Consider the following 16,484-nt stretch of genomic DNA (forward strand, 5'->3'; position numbering starts at 1 on the left):
TTTCCGTAATAAAAACTTAACCTTCCAAAACAAATAACAATTCAGCTAAATCAGGCTGCCATTGAAAGATTTGTAATTTTATACGCGCACCAATAACTACTACTTGCTCGTCTTGAAGTAAATCCCGTTGTCGATCAAAATGGTCACTGCCGGGGGCAAATGAAATTTTCCCTTGGGAATTAACCACCCGAAACCAGGGCACTTCTTGTCCACGCCAACCGTTTTTAGGCACTGCACCTAAAGCTTTTCCAACTAAGCGCGCACGCCCTGGCAAACCGGCTAAATCAGCAATTTGACCATAGCAAGCCACTTTCCCCAAAGGGATCGCCTGAACGGCTTGCCATATTTTTATATGATTAGCATTTAAAGACTTTGCTGAATTTGATACAGCTTTGGCTTTTATTACCAAGGTAAAACACTGCCGTTAGAATGTTTAAAGACTCCACTTTCTGCCATGGTGAGTTTATTGATTAATCCCACCAACTTTTTAGCTGAGTCACTGGCGCTTATATCACCACCATAATTAACCATATCGGTTTGCACATAACCAGGATGATAAATGCCAACCGCAATATTATTACTGGCAAGATCATGACTCAACGACATAGCGGCCGCATTTAACGCTGCCTTTGACATTCTGTAGCCATAACGTCCTCCTGAACCATTATCAGTTATAGAGCCCATTCTGGAGGTAATAAGCGCTACTTTTGCTCCTTTGTTCAATTGTCCTTGCAAACTAGCAACAACTCTCAGCGGAGCCAAGGCATTCACTTCAAATTGTTCGCGTATAGTATTTAGGTTAAGTTTGGTTAGACTCTCATCACGTAAAATACCTGCGTTACAAATCAGAACATCAATGTCAACAGAGCTTAATGCTGACACCATACTAGCTATACCAAGATCACTTGCGACATCAATATCTTCAATAATATTAACCGCTAGAGCTTCTAGTTCGGAAGACGACTGCCGGCACAGGGCAAAAACATTATTTCCTTGAGCTTTAAAGTGCATACACATGGCTAGACCTATGCCACGATTAGCGCCAGTAATAACAACATTTTTGCTCATGGTTCTATCCCTATTTTCAATTGGTTTAATTTTGCTTTAATTATTAAAACTAAAAAACCACTTCAAGTGAAGTGGTTTTTAATATGCTATGAAGCTATTTACTAAGTGTTAGGCTTATTCGCCACACTTACCTTCTTTAACTTTTTCAGCTTTGCCTTCACCACATTTGCCTTTAGCTTTGTGCTTCATTTTACTTTCGCCACATTTGCCTTTGGCTTTGTCTTTCATTTTACCTTCGCCGCATTTACCTTCTCCACATTTACCTTCGGCTTTGTCTTTCATTTTGCCTTCGCCGCATTTGCCTTCGCCACACTTACCTTTGGCTTTGTCTTTCATTTTTCCTTCGCCGCATTTACCATTTTCGTGACCGTCAGCAGATACAATAGTCATTACGTTTTGCACAGCAAATGGGTTAGTTTCTGCTTTTACTGGCATTGTTGCCGCAACAGTTAATGCAAATAAGCCTAATAAAGCCGCCATTGAAGATTTTTTGATTAATTTCATGCTATTTTCCTTTTAATTTATCAATTTGACACTACATCTATATGTATAGCTATTTACAAAGACCATAAAGGGTGTAAATAAATTTCAAGCGCTGTAAATTTTTTTAAATAAACTTTGTTATCTACAACACAATTGAGACTAGCTTTATCTACATGAAACCACAAGTTAAAAAAATAATTCTGGCGCCTATGGAAGGTGTTGCTGATGAGTTAATGCGTCAGATGCTCACATCACTAAATAGCTATGATTTTTGTGTAACGGAATTTGTTCGCGTTGTCGATTCGTTAGTACCTAAACATGTTTTTAGAAAAATTTGCCCTGAATTAGACCTAGGCTGTATTACTCAAAGCGGTACACTTTTAAGAATGCAACTACTTGGCCAAGAACCCGATTGGATGGCTGAAAATGCGGTCAGAGCATTGGCCATGGGGTCGCATGGTATTGATGTTAATTTTGGCTGCCCAGCAAAAGCGGTTAACAAAAGTAAAGGCGGTGCTGTATTACTGAACGAGCCTGAGAAAATTTATCAAATAATGGCTAAAATGAGAACTGCTATTGGTATTGACGCCACATTGTCTGCAAAAATAAGGCTTGGTTTCACCGATGCATCGAAGTTAGATGAAATTGTCAGTGCCATAGAATCAGCCAACGTAAATCAACTCACCATTCACGCCCGCACTAAACAAGATGGCTACCGCCCCCCTGCCTATTGGCATTTTATTGCCGAAGTTAGAAAAAAATATGATATTGAAATATTTGCTAATGGTGAAATTTGGAATAAAAATGATGCTATAAACTGTATAAACCAAAGCCAAACACCTAACTTAATGCTCGGGCGTGGCGCATTAGCTTTGCCCAACTTAGCCAATGTGATTAAGTTTGATGAAGACCCTATGCCCTGGTCTGAGCTAAGCACTTTATTAAAACGTTACAGTGAATTAGAATTGCAAGGCGATAAAAGCTTTTATTTTTCAAGCCGTTTAAAACAATGGTTGCGTTATTTGAAGTTACAATACCCTCAAGCCGACAGCCTATTTAATGCTATAAAACTGTTAAAAAATAAAGATGAAATTCTTCATCAAATAGATATCGCAGCATTAGCCTAAGAGTATAAAAAGAACCTAACATCCTTATAAAGACTTGTAATAATTTTGAGAAAATTAATATTAGACTAACGCAGCTTTTCTTTATGCAACAAGGTAAGATAATTATTATTAAAGCCAGTTAATTTACCTTAAATGAGAAGTAACAATAGTGAAGAACGGTTCAGAGTTAAGAGCACGATATAACGACGTAAATCGCGGCGTATACTTTATTGGCACAACACCACCTAAAAGTGATACCCCAATCGAGCAAGTATCGATAATTGCCGATAAACTTCTTGAACGTGTTAGCGACATCGACTTTGACGGTTTAATTGTTTATGACATTCAAAATGAGGATTCACGAACCTCAAAACCACGACCTTTTCCTTTTAAATCAACTCATGATCCCCGACTTTATTCGTCACTTTTACAGAAAAAGTCAAATCGGCCTGTTATCACCTACAAAAGTGTCGTGCAATCAAACAGTGATGATTTTAATCAATGGGCTAATGAAGCTTGGCATGAGTATGGTATTCGCGACATTGTGCTCGTGGGTAGCCCTTCGCAGAAAAATAATATTAGTCTGCCTTTGAGTGATGCATATAACACTTTAGTAACCAGCGAAAACGATTTTTTTATTGGCGGTATTACCATTGCTGAGCGCCATGCAAATAAAGGTAATGAGCATGCTAAGTTAATTGAAAAGCACCAACAAGGCTGTAATTTTTTTATATCTCAAGCTATTTACAACGCTCAAGCGACCATTGATATGTTGACGCGCTATGCAATTGAATGTCAGCAACAAGGTATTAAACCACAACGCATCATTTTAACTTTCTCTCCTTGTGGTAGTAAAAAAACGCTAGAATTTATTGAATGGCTTGGTGTGAGTGTTCCTGAAGCTACAAGTTTACGCATTTTGAATGCTGAGAGACCGTTATATGAATCAATTAGAATTTGTAGTAACACCTTATTGCAAATTCTTGATGCCGTATTACCCTACAACTTGCCACTCGGGCTCAATATTGAAAGTTTGACCAACCGCAAAGAAGAAATTGACGGTTCAATATTACTCTATAAATTGTTGCGCTCAACCATGGATAATTATCTAGCTAAACAAGAGCTGAGTAGGCTTTTTACTAATTAATTAAGCATTTTTATCAAAGCTACACGCTATGCTATGCTAAGTTTAATATTGTTTATTTCGATTATCCGCTAGAGGAAGTTAAAAATGTCAGGTACAGCAATGGTTGTGGCAATTGTATTTATTTCAGTTGGATTTGGTGTCATGTTCGACATGTACAAAAAGCACTTAGAATTCAAAGAAAAAACTTTAAACCACAATAGCCAAAGTAATGAACAAGCCATAGCAATGATGAAACAAGTTCAAACACTTGAAGAACGTATGCAAGTATTAGAAAAAATTGTTACTGATGAAGGCTATGATATACAAAAAGAAATTCATAAATTATAGCTAAAAATATAATTTTAATCATGCGCTTAGCGATAACACTGGCGTGTAAAATATATATTAATTTAAGTATTATGATGAAGTTAATATGAAATTGATCATGAGATCTGAATTTGATAATTTGCGAAATAACCCACTTCATGACGTTAAAAGTGATGTTAATGGTGAAAAGCAGATTATAAAAATATACCGGTTTGAGCATCTTATTGCGAAAAGAAATACGCTAAAAAAATCAATTCGATATTTCGCGGTTAGCGGTTATCAGCAGTTCCTTGTCGATGAAGTAAGTTAAGTACTACTGCCTGCCAAAAATTAGATAAATAACTAGCAATAAAATTATTTTTCACGTGATTAAATTCGTGGCGACCCAACATCAATCCAATATGGTTACATTGACAAGTTTAGTAACACTTAGCTCGTTATTCTACTCGTTCATTACAGCAAGGTTTGTTAAGGTGAGACAATAAGGAGTAAACATATGAACAAAGAGCTTCAAGGGTTATTTCTATGCTTAGCTGTATTAGGTTTTGCTTATACCGTACTGATGTTAATACTGATGATGCTGACAAGTATTAAGCTTTTCAAAACAATGAGTTTAGTATTTACGCTTTCAACAGTGCTGTTTACATTGGGCCTATCAAAACAAGTAAAGTTTCGTATTAAGAAGAAATTATTGAAAATCACGCCTTCTAAGGCAGAATCTTACTCTGCTTCTCAATATTAACTAGACAACCAATATCATCGTTTAATGAGGTATTTAAACATTAAGCGCTAATAATTTATAATGCTTTGACTTGAGGGGTTCGCCATTAATCTTCAAAAGGATCAGTCAAAGAAGCTAAAGTTTTACCATGTGGGATCGGTTGTTTAGTATCCGGGTCAACTTGAACAAAGACAATATCATCAGCCAAACATATAGTTTTCTTAGTTACTTTATTGCGCATTATGCAGGTAATAGTAATTGAAGTTTTTCCAACAGCTTTCGTTGTTAAACCAAACTCAACTACATCACCTTGTTGTGCAGGTGATTCGAAATTAATAGCACCAATGTGCTTAGTCACCAAGCAGTTTGTTTCCAGTTGACAAATAGCATATATAGCAGCTTCTTCATCAATCCAAGCTAATGCCCTGCCACCAAATAATGAATTGGCATAATTTAAATCATTAGGCAAAATTAGCCGACGAGAGAGAAAGCGCATGGGTATCCTTATTTATAACAGGGAACCAACACAACATGGTGTTGGCTAATAAATTTTTAGACCGATTTAGCAGCAATAATCTCTTGAACTAACGCTAAACCGGATTGCTTACATTCAGGTAAGTCGACGTCTGTTGTTGATAAAGCATGAGTTCTATCACCCCATTTTACAACATGCGCACTCCAGGTTAAACCACCACCAAAGGCAGGGAGTAACACATAAGATTGCTTAGCAATAAAACCTTCTTCTATGGCTTCAACAAAAGCGACTAAGGTGGTTGCCGCCGACATGTTGCCGTATTTATGAATATTGATAAATACTTTATCTTTGTCGACTTTTAAGCGCTTTATTAAGGTATCAATAATACGTAAATTTGCTTGATGAGGTACAACACTCGCTATTTGGTCAGCACTAAGTTGCGCTTGAGTCAGTGCTTTATCACACGCTTGCGCCATGCCTGCAACTGCCTTTTTAAAAATTTCTTGTCCTAAAAACGCCCAGTTAGTTTGTCCAAGCAAGCGTCCTTTGTTGGCATATTTCATGCCCCAACCTTCAACAGAAAGAATATCTCGAGATTCGCCATAGCAACCTAAAGCTTGAGTAATAACGCCAGTTTCTTCATCACTTTCTTCTAAATAAAGTGCAGCAGCGCCATCACCAAATAGCACAGCAACGTCACGATTACTCCAATCCATAATAGGCGAAATAGTTTCAGCACCTATTACCAGTGCGGATTTAACTACGCCACTTTTGATCATAGAGGTGGCAACACTTAAGCTATACATACCACCGGTACATGCCGTACTGACATCCATACAGGCTGCATTTTCAGCGCCGAGTAAACGCTGAACATTGGAAGCGGCATTAGGACAAAGCTGATCAAAGGTTGTACTACCAAAAACAATTAAATCTACATCTTTAGCTGTTTTACCCGCAGCCGCTAATGCTCTTGCGCAGGCAACATGTGCCAATTCACTCACTGTAACGTGAGAAATCCTTCGCTCCTTCATACCCGTTCTAGATGTGATCCATTCATCATCTGTTTCTAAAAACGTCGCTAAATCATCATTGCTAAGAATAGCGGGAGGTAAGCATTTTCCCCAACCAGTAATTGCTGCGTATGTCATAGTAAACCTTATTCTGCTGTTATTTTTTACTTTAAGAAGCAAAGAATAATCTATTTTTTATAATAATATCATACTACAAAATATCAGTGCTTTAACGGATTTTTACCGTATTTATAGCCTATATGTAACATAAACGTCGTTAAAACTAAATTTTTGATAATATTAACTCATAGCTCTTACGCCAATCTTTATAATCGATGGCGATTGTATTAAAAGAATTGTCTTTAACTAGAACTAGCGATGGAAAACCATTGATTGGCAAATCCCTCATTTTTGTAATTTCGTTTTTAAGGGCGTCGTTCACCTGCTGACAGTTAATTTGTTGTAAAAACACATCGCCGTCCAAGCCAATTTCAACTGCCAATTCAAGCAAGGTATCGATATCGGATGGGTTTTTTGCTAGTAAATAATAAGCATGTTGAATAGCCGTTAGCATAGCTTGTTCTTTACCGAAGGCTCTTGCTACAATTACAGCTCGACAAGCAGGATAAGTAGAACGCCTTGGTTTACAGTGCTGCCAGAAATCAAAATTAAATTGTGTTCCTAGCTGCTGAGATATCTTGCGCCATGTTTGCTGTAAAAAATCTTGCATCTCAGTTGGCATAATCACATTACAATCTTTTGCTAATCCACCTAGACCATAGATAATATCAACATGGGGCTTAAGCTCCTTCTGCAATTTATGCCAAGTGGGTGCATAACCCCAACACCAACTGCACATAGGATCGTAAATATAATATAATTGCGCTTTCAATATTCATTGCCTCTAACATCAGTATTTAACGCGATCATAGCCATTACGGCCCTGCATCACTCTAATTTAAGAATACCAATATTAACCTGAACTAGCCGAGATTAGATAACAAAAAGCCCAGCATTGCTGGGCTCTAATTCAATAAACTTGCCGTACAAAGTTAATTTATAAAGTTAACGTACAAGCTTATAGCTTAGTATGACCGGATCAGAACTAAAACGGCATTTTCATCCCAGGAGGCATTTGCATACCACCTGTTAATGCGCCCATTTTATCTTTATTTTGCTCTTCTACACGACGCACAGCGTCATTCATCGCTGCGGCGACTAAGTCTTCAAGCATATCTTTATCATCGGCCATTAAGCTGTCATCGATAGCTACGCGACGAACGTTATGGTTGCCTGTCATGGTAACTTTAACCATACCGGCACCTGCTTCGCCGGTGACTTCCATCTTGGCTAGCTCTTCTTGCGCTTTTGCCATTTTAGCTTGCATTTCTTGGGCTTGCTTCATTAAGTTGCCCATGCCACCTTTCATCATAATTTTTATCTCCAAATGTAATATGCCGCCAAAGATAATAGTTAACGGCTTAAAATTCAAGTAGCGATTAACGCGCTACGATGGTTTCTTGATCAAGCTCAGCTTGAAATTGTTGTTGCAGTGCAATAACAATTTCATCTTCAGCTAACACTTGCTTTGCATATTCATAACGCTTGGCATTAATATCTGATTGGATTTGGTAAGGATCTGCCACCGTTTTTTCGACAATATTTAGTTCAACAGTGACTTTACGTTGCAAGTATTCAGATATTCGTGCTTCTAATTCTTTATGTGCTGCATCACTATTTAAATGCTTTATCGATTGATCTAACTGTAAAATCAATACATCGTCGGTCGAGGCTTCATCTACCGTAGCATGAATTGCTAACTGCCTTAAACGGGCAATTAATGACATGCTGTCAATCATATGGGCCCATTTATCAACCTGGTTTGCCAACTTAATGGTCGCAGGGTCAATAACATCTTCGTTATAAGGCTGCTCAGGTAATGTTGCTAAATCAGGAACATTAGGCGGTACTGCAACAGTATTATTTTCAGCTTCTACACTCGTGTCTTCTATTTTGTCTAATGATGGACGCACAACAGCGCCATTAGGCTTTTTTCCACTATCCTCCAATGACTTTTTACGGCTTCTTAGCATATTTCTGGTAGCGATGGCGGCGGCTACTGGCGATGAAAATGGCTTAGATTGATTCTTTTCCTGTAGTTGTTCTGAGCTATTATTACTAACGGTATCTTCAGGGGTAATTAATTTATCATCATGAGTCGTGTTGCTATTGTCTATAGTATGTTGATCGTTACTGCTAAGATCAGATTGTAATGTTTTAGCTTCAGGCTCTTGCTCTATAATCGTATGATCTTGATGTTCAATTGTTAACATTTCTTCTGTTAGAATGCCATTGGCATTGGCATCAGAATCATGATCCGCTTCAATAACGTCTTCAGAAGTTGGTATATCTTCATGTTCATTTTCGTTTGTATGATGTTGGTCTTTCTCAGCACTATCTTTTGGATTTTCATTAAGGTCGGCCTTGTTCTGAAAAGAATCAGCTAACACTTTATCCTTGGTTGAGTTCAACGACTCTTGCTCTGATGAGGTTATTATTTTTGTTGTTTCAAGGCTTTCTTCATCACTCGCATTAGCATGTGCTAACGACGTTGACTTACTCAGCGAAAGTTCGTCAATATCTTGATGTAAAAGCTCATGAGATATTTCTTTACCTACTTCGGGCAAATCAAGGCTATTAGCAACCGGTTTAAAAGCTAATAATCTTAGTAACATCATATCAAATGCAGCTTGTTCATCATCGGCATAAGGAAGATCTTTTCTAGCAGTTAATACTATTTGATAGTAAAGCTGTACATCTTCAGGTGACATCAGTTGGCAAAATCGCGTGAGCATTTGTTGATGCTCTGCCGGTAAGCTAAAGTTAGCTTCAACCACTTGTGTCATAGCAATTTGATGTAACAACTGAATTAACTCGGCTGATAATCGGCTATAACTTGGCGCATAAGAGGCAATAGCTAATGAAAGTTGCATTAATGCAGCAGAATCTTGTTTTAATAAGGCGAGTATAATTTTAAAAACCCAATCTCGATCAACGCCACCTAACATTTGCTGTACATCAGCTCTGGTTATATTGCCATTGCCCTGTGCAATACATTGATCTGTCAAACTTAAACAATCGCGCATACTGCCACGAGCAGCTTTAGCTAAAAGCGCAATGGCTTCATCGTCAAAAGATACGGCTTCTTTGGTCAGTATTTCTATTATTTTATCGCTAATTTGTTTGATCGTAAGCGCTTTTAAATGAAACTGTAAACAACGAGAAAGTACAGTGACTGGTAGCTTTTGTGGGTCGGTAGTCGCGAGAATAAACTTAACATGCTCTGGAGGCTCTTCAAGGGTCTTTAATAAGGCATTAAAACTACTTTTTGACAGCATATGAACTTCATCTATCAAGTAGACCTTATACCGACCTCTTGTAGGTGCATATTGTACGTTGTCTAATATTTCACGCGTATCGTCGACTTTTGTGCGAGAGGCTGCATCAATTTCAAGTAAATCAACAAATTTACCTTGATCGATATCAACACAAGCATCACAAGTGCCACAAGGTGTAGCTGTGACGCCTGTTTCACAATTTAGGCTTTTAGCAAAAATTCTCGCTATGGTAGTTTTACCTACGCCACGAGTACCGGTGAATAAATAGGCGTGATGTAATCGCTGTTGGGTCAGTGCATTAACCAAAACAGTAACAACATGCTCTTGACCCATCAACTCATTAAAGGATTTTGGTCGCCATTTTCTTGCTAAAACCTGATAGCTCATTCTTCAGCCTTAATCGCCAGAATATTGCAGTAAAGAGAAGACCGATAAATCCATGCCTTCGAGTTTTTTTTCACCACCTAAGTCAGGCAATGATATAACAAATGCGGCATCAGTTACTTTAGCACCTAAACGTCTTATCAATTTAGTTGTTGCCTCAATAGTTCCGCCAGTTGCAAGTAAATCATCAATAATCAAAACATTATCATCTTTAGTTAAAGCATCTTGATGAATTTCTAACGTGTCTTGACCATACTCTAGCTGATAATCTTGCATAAAAGTAGCTCTTGGTAACTTACCCGGCTTGCGAACAGGAACGAATCCTAAGCCCATTGCTAGCGCTAAAGGCGCACCAAAGAGGAATCCACGAGCTTCAGTACCGACAATTTTTGTATAACCGCCATTTTTGAATTTATTCACTAAGATTTCTATGGTGAGTTTGAATGCTTCAGCATCGTCCAATATACCGGTTACATCTCTGAACATAATGCCGGCTTTAGGATAATCTGGGATAGTGTGAATTGCTGATTTAAGTGTATTGATTTGTGATTCAGTCATGTTCTAAAAGTCAAAAAAAATTTTAGCTACAGAATAAAGCAATTCACTGAAAAATTATAGTAACTGATAGAGAGTATTTGGAGATAATAGATCATTTAACAATTTAAGAAGGATTTTCTCATTTATCGGCTTTTCAATAATCGCCGAAAATATATCTGTATTGCAAACCAACTCTACTGCTTTACGTCCTTGGGTTGTCATGAAGATAACCGGTATATCGGCGAGTACATCATGTTGCCGAATATGTTTAGTCAACTGAATACCATTCATGATCGGCATTAAGTGATCGACTATCACTAAGTCATAGTAATCGTTTTGTAACTTTTCAGATGCACCTAGCCCATGGCGCGCTGTGCTTACAAAATAGCCCTGATTAAATAATACAGTACTAAGACTATCAAGAATGGTCTTATTATCGTCTACAACAAGTATTTTCATTTTAAATAAAGCTGTTGTAATTTAATTTGATAATAATGTAAACCAACCGGCTAACATGGGTAGTAATGGGGCGGCGAACATTGCAAGTACGGCTGCAAATATATGTCGCTTTGACGTGCTATCTTTAAAATTTTCTTCTGACATGATAATACCTTTCGATAGATTAATCGGCGCGCATTGTAGACCAAAAACACGATTAAAGGTAGTTATATTTGATTTAGTAAAACTAGCTTATTTACTTATCAAAATTTAATTATCTGCTGTATAACGACTATTAGCTATAACAAATAATTTTGTGTCTTCGCTCTTACATTTCGATATGGCTATAAAATACGGCTTGTTATGAACATAAAAAAACCAGCCTATAGGCTGGTTTTTGTGTCGTTCTATTTAACAGATATATTTAAATAGCGACATTTTTTCTTTGAGCTGTGTCTTTAATAAAGCTTTCCCAACCCTTAGCAGACTTACGAGTCTTAGGATCTTTCATTGCTAAACTAATCGCTTTATAAGCTTGTTTATATTGTTCTAAATAAAAGTGAGACTCAGCAATACTCATCTGAAGTCTTCCTTCATTTTTCACACCAAGTTCTATAGCTTTATTTAACGCTATAATCGCTGGTTTAAACTGCTCATCTTGCTTTAATAACATACCTTGTTTGCTGTAATGTTTCGCAAGGTTAGTCATTTTAGCCAATTCACCGTAGTAACTAGCAGCTTTATCAATATGTTGAGCAGCATGCCAAGCGTTAGCTAGTGAAGATAAATTTTTATCATCACGTGGTACTAAACCTGAATCAATGTGCTTCTCTAATAACATAGCTGCTTTATATGGTACTAAACTTTGTGAGTACAAACTTGCTAGTGTCTTAATTTCAGATTCTTTAACAAGGAAACCTTGTTTATAAGCAAGATCAAGTGTTTCTAGACCTTTCTGATAATCTTCGACCAACAAATAAAACATACCAAGTTGGGTCCACCACGTTTTATCTTCTGGAAATATTTGAAGTACAGTTTCAAGCGTTTTAACAGCATCTTTATATTTTTTACTTTCGTAATACGAAGTAACTTTTAATATATAAGGATTTTTGTTTTGCTTGTCACCGTAAGCCGCAATCGCATTATCTGCTGGCACAATCATTTTATCTAATTGCTTCAACGCATAATGAGCATTGGCTATTTTAGTCCAAGTATCGCCGTCTGATTTACCGGTAAAGTCCATCCAAGCTTTATAGTTGACTAATGCATCTTCATAGTCTTTAACTTGCATTTGCAAATCAGCTAACAGCTTAAGTCCTTCACCTTGATCGCCTTCATTAAGTATATCAGGTGCTATCGCTATCTTAAGGTATTGAATGGCTTTCGCTTCTTCGTTACCCATAGAGGCATACATAACTGCAATAAAACGAGCAACATAAGCTTTGTCATATTCTTTACTAGCGTCAATATCTAAAAGAATAACTAAAGCGCCAGGAATATCATCAGCTGAATAAGCTTCAAAGGCTTTAGCTACCTTTTTACCAACACTTGGACCTACAAGCTGTGTTTTACGCTTTGGCTTTTCAGAATCTTCAGCGCCAGCTGCAGATACTTCTGCAGCAATTGGCAATTGAATTAGAACAACTGAAATAATTAACAGTAAAGATGAAAAGATCTTATTCATTATTAATTTCCTCCGTCCATATTAAAGTCAAGTCGCACAGTCAAACCTGTTTGTCTCATAGCTTTGCCATCAACAACTTTTGGTTTGTACTTCCATTTTCGCAAAGCTCGTTTAGCTTCTTTGTCAAAAACGCGTTTAGGATCAGCTTCAATGACATCAACATCTTCAACACCACCAATTTCGTTGATAGTAAATGAAAGCGTAACCCAACCTTCTTTACCATCACGAGCAGCTTGTATTGGGTACTTAGGCTCAATACGAACTATAGGTGTTGCATCTCCGTCACGGCCAAAACCAGCACCAGGTGCAGAAATACCCGCATTTGCTCCGGCTAACTGTACACCAGGCATATTAAACGTTAATCCACCCGTGTCGTTATTAGTCTCAGGCTCAGGAGCTTGAGGCTTAGGCGGCGTTTTAGGCGGCGGTGGTGGCGGCGGCGGAACACGTTGACGGCGTTCTGCTGCTGACTTAGGTGGCGTCGTATTAACTTCTACTATAATGCTCTCTAATGCATCTTCTTTGTTTCTATCACCGCTAGAAACAAGAAAGGACATAAAAGCAAACAAAGCAAATGTTACTGCAGCGCCTAGTAGTATAGATACTAAAAAGCGAACCATAAACTACCCCTTAGCTGCAGCGATAGAAATTCTGTCTATGCCCGCTTCTTTAATTGCATCCATTACTTTCACAACAACGCCATGTTTTGCGTCTTTGTCCGCTTGAATGATTACAACGTCAGTTGGTTGCTCAGCCAATAATTTTTCAATATTAGCCGCAACGCGTTCAATATCTACACGACGTTTGTCTAACCAAATTTCACCATTATCTTTAACTGCAATAAAGATATTGGCTGACTTCTGTTTAGACTGATTTGCCGCTTTAGGTTTATTAACTTCAATACCAGCTTCTTTTACAAAAGAAGTAGTTACGATAAAGAAAATCAACATGATGAATACGATGTCAAGCATCGGCGTCATATCTATTACTGCTTCTTCGTCTTCACGAATACGTTTACGTGCCATTCGAATATCTCTCTAGTGATGAGGTAAACTGTCAACCAGTTTAGCCTTTGCTAGTTTAACTTTAGCGTCTAACCTTGAACTGAAAAACACCCCTGATAACGCTGCAACCATACCCGCCATTGTCGGAATTGTTGCCATTGATATACCAGACGCCATCAGACGCGGATTACCAGTACCTTGTTGTGCCATAACTTCAAACACACCGATCATGCCGGTTACAGTACCGAGTAATCCAATTAGTGGACACATTGCCACCAAGGTTCTAATTGTGAGCATGTTTTGCTCTAATTGTGCTGTCGCTTCGGAGATCCAAGTATCTCTAATTCGATGTGCATACCAAGAAGTAGTATCTACTCTTGCATCCCAACGTCCAACGATATCGTCTTTCATTTTTGGGTAATTTTTAGATAGAAACCAATAGCGTTCTATCATTAAAATCCACATCAGTAAGAGTGCGAAGGCAACAACGTATAGTACGTTACCACCAGTCGCAATAAAACTCCTGACAGATTCCCAAAGCTCTATCAGGAATAACATTATTTAGACTCCTTCTCGGCAAGTGCAGCGATCATGCCAGCGCTTTGCTCGTCTAACTTTTGCAATACAGATTTACTTCTACCAGCGACAATGCTGTGGATTAAGATTAGTGGCAATGCACAAATCAAACCTAAAGCTGTTGTTACAAGTGCTAGAGAGATGTTACCCGCCATAATTTTCGGGTCACCTGTACCAAATAACATAATCGTTTGGAAGGTCATAATCATACCGATTACTGTACCTAATAAACCCATTAATGGTGCAATTGCAGCGAACATTTTGATTAAGTTAATACCGCGGTCGACTTTTGGTGTTTCGCGTAAAATAGCTTCATCAAGTTTAAGTTCAAGTGTTTCTGCATCAACCGTTTTGTTTTCAAAGTAGACTTTTAACAAGCGACCAAGTGGATTGTTATCGTTTGGTTGATCAAGATTCTTCTCTTGAGTGCGAATTTTAGCACTCATGCTGCCAAGAACTATCATTCGTTCTAAAGCAATAAGAAGGCCGATAATTAGCAATACAGTAATCGCATAGCCAACTTCTTGACCTTCATGATAGAACTGCATTAATGTTTTCTTACGTGTTTCTAACGTTAAGATAGCACCACGAGATGGATCCACATATAAAGGGGCGTAACCAGAATTTTCACCAAAGAAAGAAGACGCAGTTCCAGCAATATGGCCAGCAGGTTGCTTAGCTAATGGCTGTACTTGTCCAACTTCGTCGTTATAAGTCAAGTAGCCGTTTTCAGATACTAAATTGAAAGTACCGATACGAATCACAGACTCAGTAGACTTTGAACCATCTAAGTTTGTTACTTCTGTTGTAAATCTAGATATTTCACCTGATTGCGTCATTTCAGTTTGCAAAGCAAACCATAACTCTTCAAGTTGTTCCAACTCTGGAATTGCTTTAGAATTCGCAATTTTGTCTAAAACTTCACCACGACCTGGGTATTCAGATGAAACAATAGACGTTGCAATTGTACCATAAGCATTAGCTGCAGCTGCACGACTTACACCGAACATCTCACCTAACGTACCTTGGGCATTATCTAACTCTACAGCTTTTTGCGCTAAAGTAATTTCGTTAGCGGCATACTCTTTAGTTAAACGTTTGTTACGTGCTTGTTGATTGGCTAGTTCTGTTTTAGCTTTGTTTAATAACGATTGCTTGTCAGAACGTGCAGACATAAATTCTGCTTCACGTTTTTTATCGATCTTAGCTTCAGAGATACGGTCATTTTTAACTTGTTTTAATAAGTCATCTAACTGATTGGCTGAAGCTGAAGCTGCTACTGTCATTGAAGCAGCAAATAATACGAAATTAATAACTTTTTTCATTATTTTGCTCCTGCTGCAAAGACGGGTAGTTTGGCTAGATCAAGTGGTAATTGCTTACGAGCCATTTGAATGGCGTCGGTAACTGGTTTTAAGTATTGATCACCTAAAGCATCCCAACCACGTTTTTCATTGTTCCAAACCCATGCATTTTTCATGTCAAGAGATTGAGCAACAAATGAAATACGTCCCATGTGAACGAAATCAGCTGTAATCTTACGGTCGCCTAAGTCAAGTTCAGCTTGATAGACACCAAATATACTGCCGTAGCCCGCTTCAATTTCATATGCTTCAAGCACTAAACGAAATTGTTCAGATACTGATACATCTGAATCACCCATGACATCACGTAAACCAGCAATACGCTCTTTACGTGCATCAATGTTCATAGGAACATCAAGGTCAACAAAAGTCTCTAACGTATCAATCATTTTGTACATCAATGGCACAACACCTTGCTTGGTTTTATCTATACCAGCAATTTGCTTTTGTAATGATTTAATATTAGCCGTTTGATCATTAACCATCAGTTGAACGTGATCGTTATAGCCACTTAATACGTCAGCTTCATCGACTGTATTACGATACTCAGCTAATAACTCTTGAGTTTGACCGTAAATATTGTCTATTTTGTTTTGTGATTGACTAGAAGCCTTAAAGATTTGAGCTTCTGCTTTTTGTAGATCTGTTAACGCATCTGCAGCCGCGAAGTTGCTTGCTGAAAATGCTAGTGCGCCAATTATCGTCGTTGCGATAAGGCTTTTCTTGCTTAATTTGGACATAGTTCCCAACCAATTGCTATTGAATTTTGATAACAAGCTTTAT

The 16,484-nt window shown here is 37.9% G+C and carries 22 protein-coding genes; 5 read left to right on the forward strand and 17 right to left on the reverse strand.

Annotated elements, in window-relative coordinates:
• Positions 1-16 precede the first annotated feature (16 nt).
• From H4J38_RS00155 to H4J38_RS00165, 3 genes are all read right to left on the reverse strand, one after another.
• The gene (locus tag H4J38_RS00155; protein WP_220465383.1) at positions 17-409 is read right to left on the reverse strand and encodes an MGMT family protein; all 393 of its coding nucleotides are present in this window, start codon (positions 407-409) and stop codon (positions 17-19) included.
• Entirely contained in the window at positions 403-1,068 is a 666-nt protein-coding gene (locus H4J38_RS00160) for an SDR family oxidoreductase (protein ID WP_182128336.1), read from the reverse strand. The genes H4J38_RS00155 and H4J38_RS00160 overlap by 7 nt, the downstream gene beginning before the upstream one ends.
• A gap of 114 nt (positions 1,069-1,182) precedes the next feature.
• Entirely contained in the window at positions 1,183-1,572 is a 390-nt protein-coding gene (locus H4J38_RS00165) for a hypothetical protein (protein ID WP_182128338.1), read from the reverse strand.
• Between the two features lie 152 nt (positions 1,573-1,724).
• Between H4J38_RS00165 and H4J38_RS00170 the strand changes: the two genes are divergently transcribed.
• From H4J38_RS00170 to H4J38_RS00190, 5 genes are all read left to right on the forward strand, one after another.
• Positions 1,725-2,678 (forward strand): tRNA-dihydrouridine synthase, encoded by a 954-nt coding sequence (locus tag H4J38_RS00170; RefSeq protein ID WP_182128340.1) that lies wholly within the window; start codon positions 1,725-1,727, stop codon positions 2,676-2,678.
• 148 nt (positions 2,679-2,826) lie between these two features.
• Positions 2,827-3,804, forward strand: a complete 978-nt coding sequence (locus tag H4J38_RS00175; RefSeq protein WP_182128342.1) for a methylenetetrahydrofolate reductase — start codon at positions 2,827-2,829, stop codon at positions 3,802-3,804.
• Between the two features lie 84 nt (positions 3,805-3,888).
• Positions 3,889-4,131, forward strand: coding sequence for a hypothetical protein (locus H4J38_RS00180; RefSeq protein ID WP_182128344.1), 243 nt, complete (start codon positions 3,889-3,891; stop codon positions 4,129-4,131).
• Positions 4,132-4,228: 97 nt separating this feature from the next.
• Positions 4,229-4,420, forward strand: coding sequence for a hypothetical protein (locus H4J38_RS00185; protein WP_259365347.1), 192 nt, complete (start codon positions 4,229-4,231; stop codon positions 4,418-4,420).
• A gap of 186 nt (positions 4,421-4,606) precedes the next feature.
• On the forward strand, positions 4,607-4,852 hold the full coding sequence (locus H4J38_RS00190; protein ID WP_182128348.1) for a hypothetical protein: 246 nt from the start codon (positions 4,607-4,609) through the stop codon (positions 4,850-4,852).
• Positions 4,853-4,937: 85 nt separating this feature from the next.
• Here the strand turns inward: H4J38_RS00190 and H4J38_RS00195 are convergent, their stop codons facing one another.
• The 14 genes from H4J38_RS00195 to H4J38_RS00255 all read right to left on the reverse strand — a co-directional run bounded on the left by H4J38_RS00195 (position 4,938) and on the right by H4J38_RS00255 (position 16,441).
• Positions 4,938-5,327: an acyl-CoA thioesterase gene (locus H4J38_RS00195; protein WP_182128350.1), complete on the reverse strand. Its 390-nt coding sequence runs from the start codon at positions 5,325-5,327 to the stop codon at positions 4,938-4,940.
• A gap of 56 nt (positions 5,328-5,383) precedes the next feature.
• A complete protein-coding gene (locus H4J38_RS00200; protein ID WP_182128352.1) occupies positions 5,384-6,454 on the reverse strand; it encodes a ketoacyl-ACP synthase III in 1,071 nt (356 codons plus the stop codon).
• A 145-nt stretch (positions 6,455-6,599) separates the two neighbouring features.
• Entirely contained in the window at positions 6,600-7,211 is a 612-nt protein-coding gene (locus tag H4J38_RS00205) for a DsbA family protein (RefSeq protein ID WP_182130016.1), read from the reverse strand.
• A gap of 210 nt (positions 7,212-7,421) precedes the next feature.
• A complete protein-coding gene (locus H4J38_RS00210; RefSeq protein ID WP_182130018.1) occupies positions 7,422-7,751 on the reverse strand; it encodes a YbaB/EbfC family nucleoid-associated protein in 330 nt (109 codons plus the stop codon).
• Between the two features lie 64 nt (positions 7,752-7,815).
• Positions 7,816-10,101 (reverse strand): DNA polymerase III subunit gamma/tau, encoded by a 2,286-nt coding sequence (gene dnaX / locus H4J38_RS00215; protein ID WP_182128353.1) that lies wholly within the window; start codon positions 10,099-10,101, stop codon positions 7,816-7,818.
• A 9-nt stretch (positions 10,102-10,110) separates the two neighbouring features.
• Positions 10,111-10,656: an adenine phosphoribosyltransferase gene (gene apt / locus H4J38_RS00220; protein ID WP_182128355.1), complete on the reverse strand. Its 546-nt coding sequence runs from the start codon at positions 10,654-10,656 to the stop codon at positions 10,111-10,113.
• A 54-nt stretch (positions 10,657-10,710) separates the two neighbouring features.
• A complete protein-coding gene (locus tag H4J38_RS00225) occupies positions 10,711-11,094 on the reverse strand; it encodes a response regulator (RefSeq protein WP_182128357.1) in 384 nt (127 codons plus the stop codon).
• A gap of 21 nt (positions 11,095-11,115) precedes the next feature.
• Complete coding sequence (locus tag H4J38_RS17080) at positions 11,116-11,238, reverse strand: hypothetical protein (RefSeq protein WP_259365349.1); 123 nt, start codon at positions 11,236-11,238, stop codon at positions 11,116-11,118.
• A gap of 259 nt (positions 11,239-11,497) precedes the next feature.
• Positions 11,498-12,757 carry a lipopolysaccharide assembly protein LapB gene (locus tag H4J38_RS00230; RefSeq protein ID WP_182128359.1) on the reverse strand — a complete coding sequence of 420 codons (1,260 nt, stop codon included), beginning with the start codon at positions 12,755-12,757 and terminating at the stop codon, positions 11,498-11,500.
• A 2-nt stretch (positions 12,758-12,759) separates the two neighbouring features.
• Entirely contained in the window at positions 12,760-13,377 is a 618-nt protein-coding gene (locus H4J38_RS00235; protein ID WP_182128361.1) for an energy transducer TonB, read from the reverse strand.
• A 3-nt stretch (positions 13,378-13,380) separates the two neighbouring features.
• On the reverse strand, positions 13,381-13,782 hold the full coding sequence (locus tag H4J38_RS00240) for a biopolymer transporter ExbD (protein ID WP_182128363.1): 402 nt from the start codon (positions 13,780-13,782) through the stop codon (positions 13,381-13,383).
• Positions 13,783-13,794: 12 nt separating this feature from the next.
• Positions 13,795-14,319 carry a MotA/TolQ/ExbB proton channel family protein gene (locus tag H4J38_RS00245; RefSeq protein WP_182128365.1) on the reverse strand — a complete coding sequence of 175 codons (525 nt, stop codon included), beginning with the start codon at positions 14,317-14,319 and terminating at the stop codon, positions 13,795-13,797.
• Positions 14,319-15,662, reverse strand: coding sequence for a MotA/TolQ/ExbB proton channel family protein (locus H4J38_RS00250; protein ID WP_182128367.1), 1,344 nt, complete (start codon positions 15,660-15,662; stop codon positions 14,319-14,321). The genes H4J38_RS00245 and H4J38_RS00250 overlap by 1 nt, the downstream gene beginning before the upstream one ends.
• Entirely contained in the window at positions 15,662-16,441 is a 780-nt protein-coding gene (locus tag H4J38_RS00255; protein ID WP_182128369.1) for a DUF3450 domain-containing protein, read from the reverse strand. Before H4J38_RS00255 ends, H4J38_RS00250 begins: the two co-directional genes overlap by 1 nt.
• Positions 16,442-16,484 lie beyond the last annotated feature (43 nt).

Origin of the sequence: Colwellia sp. BRX10-3, from assembly GCF_014077505.1 — a bacterium.
GTDB lineage: Bacteria > Pseudomonadota > Gammaproteobacteria > Enterobacterales > Alteromonadaceae > Cognaticolwellia.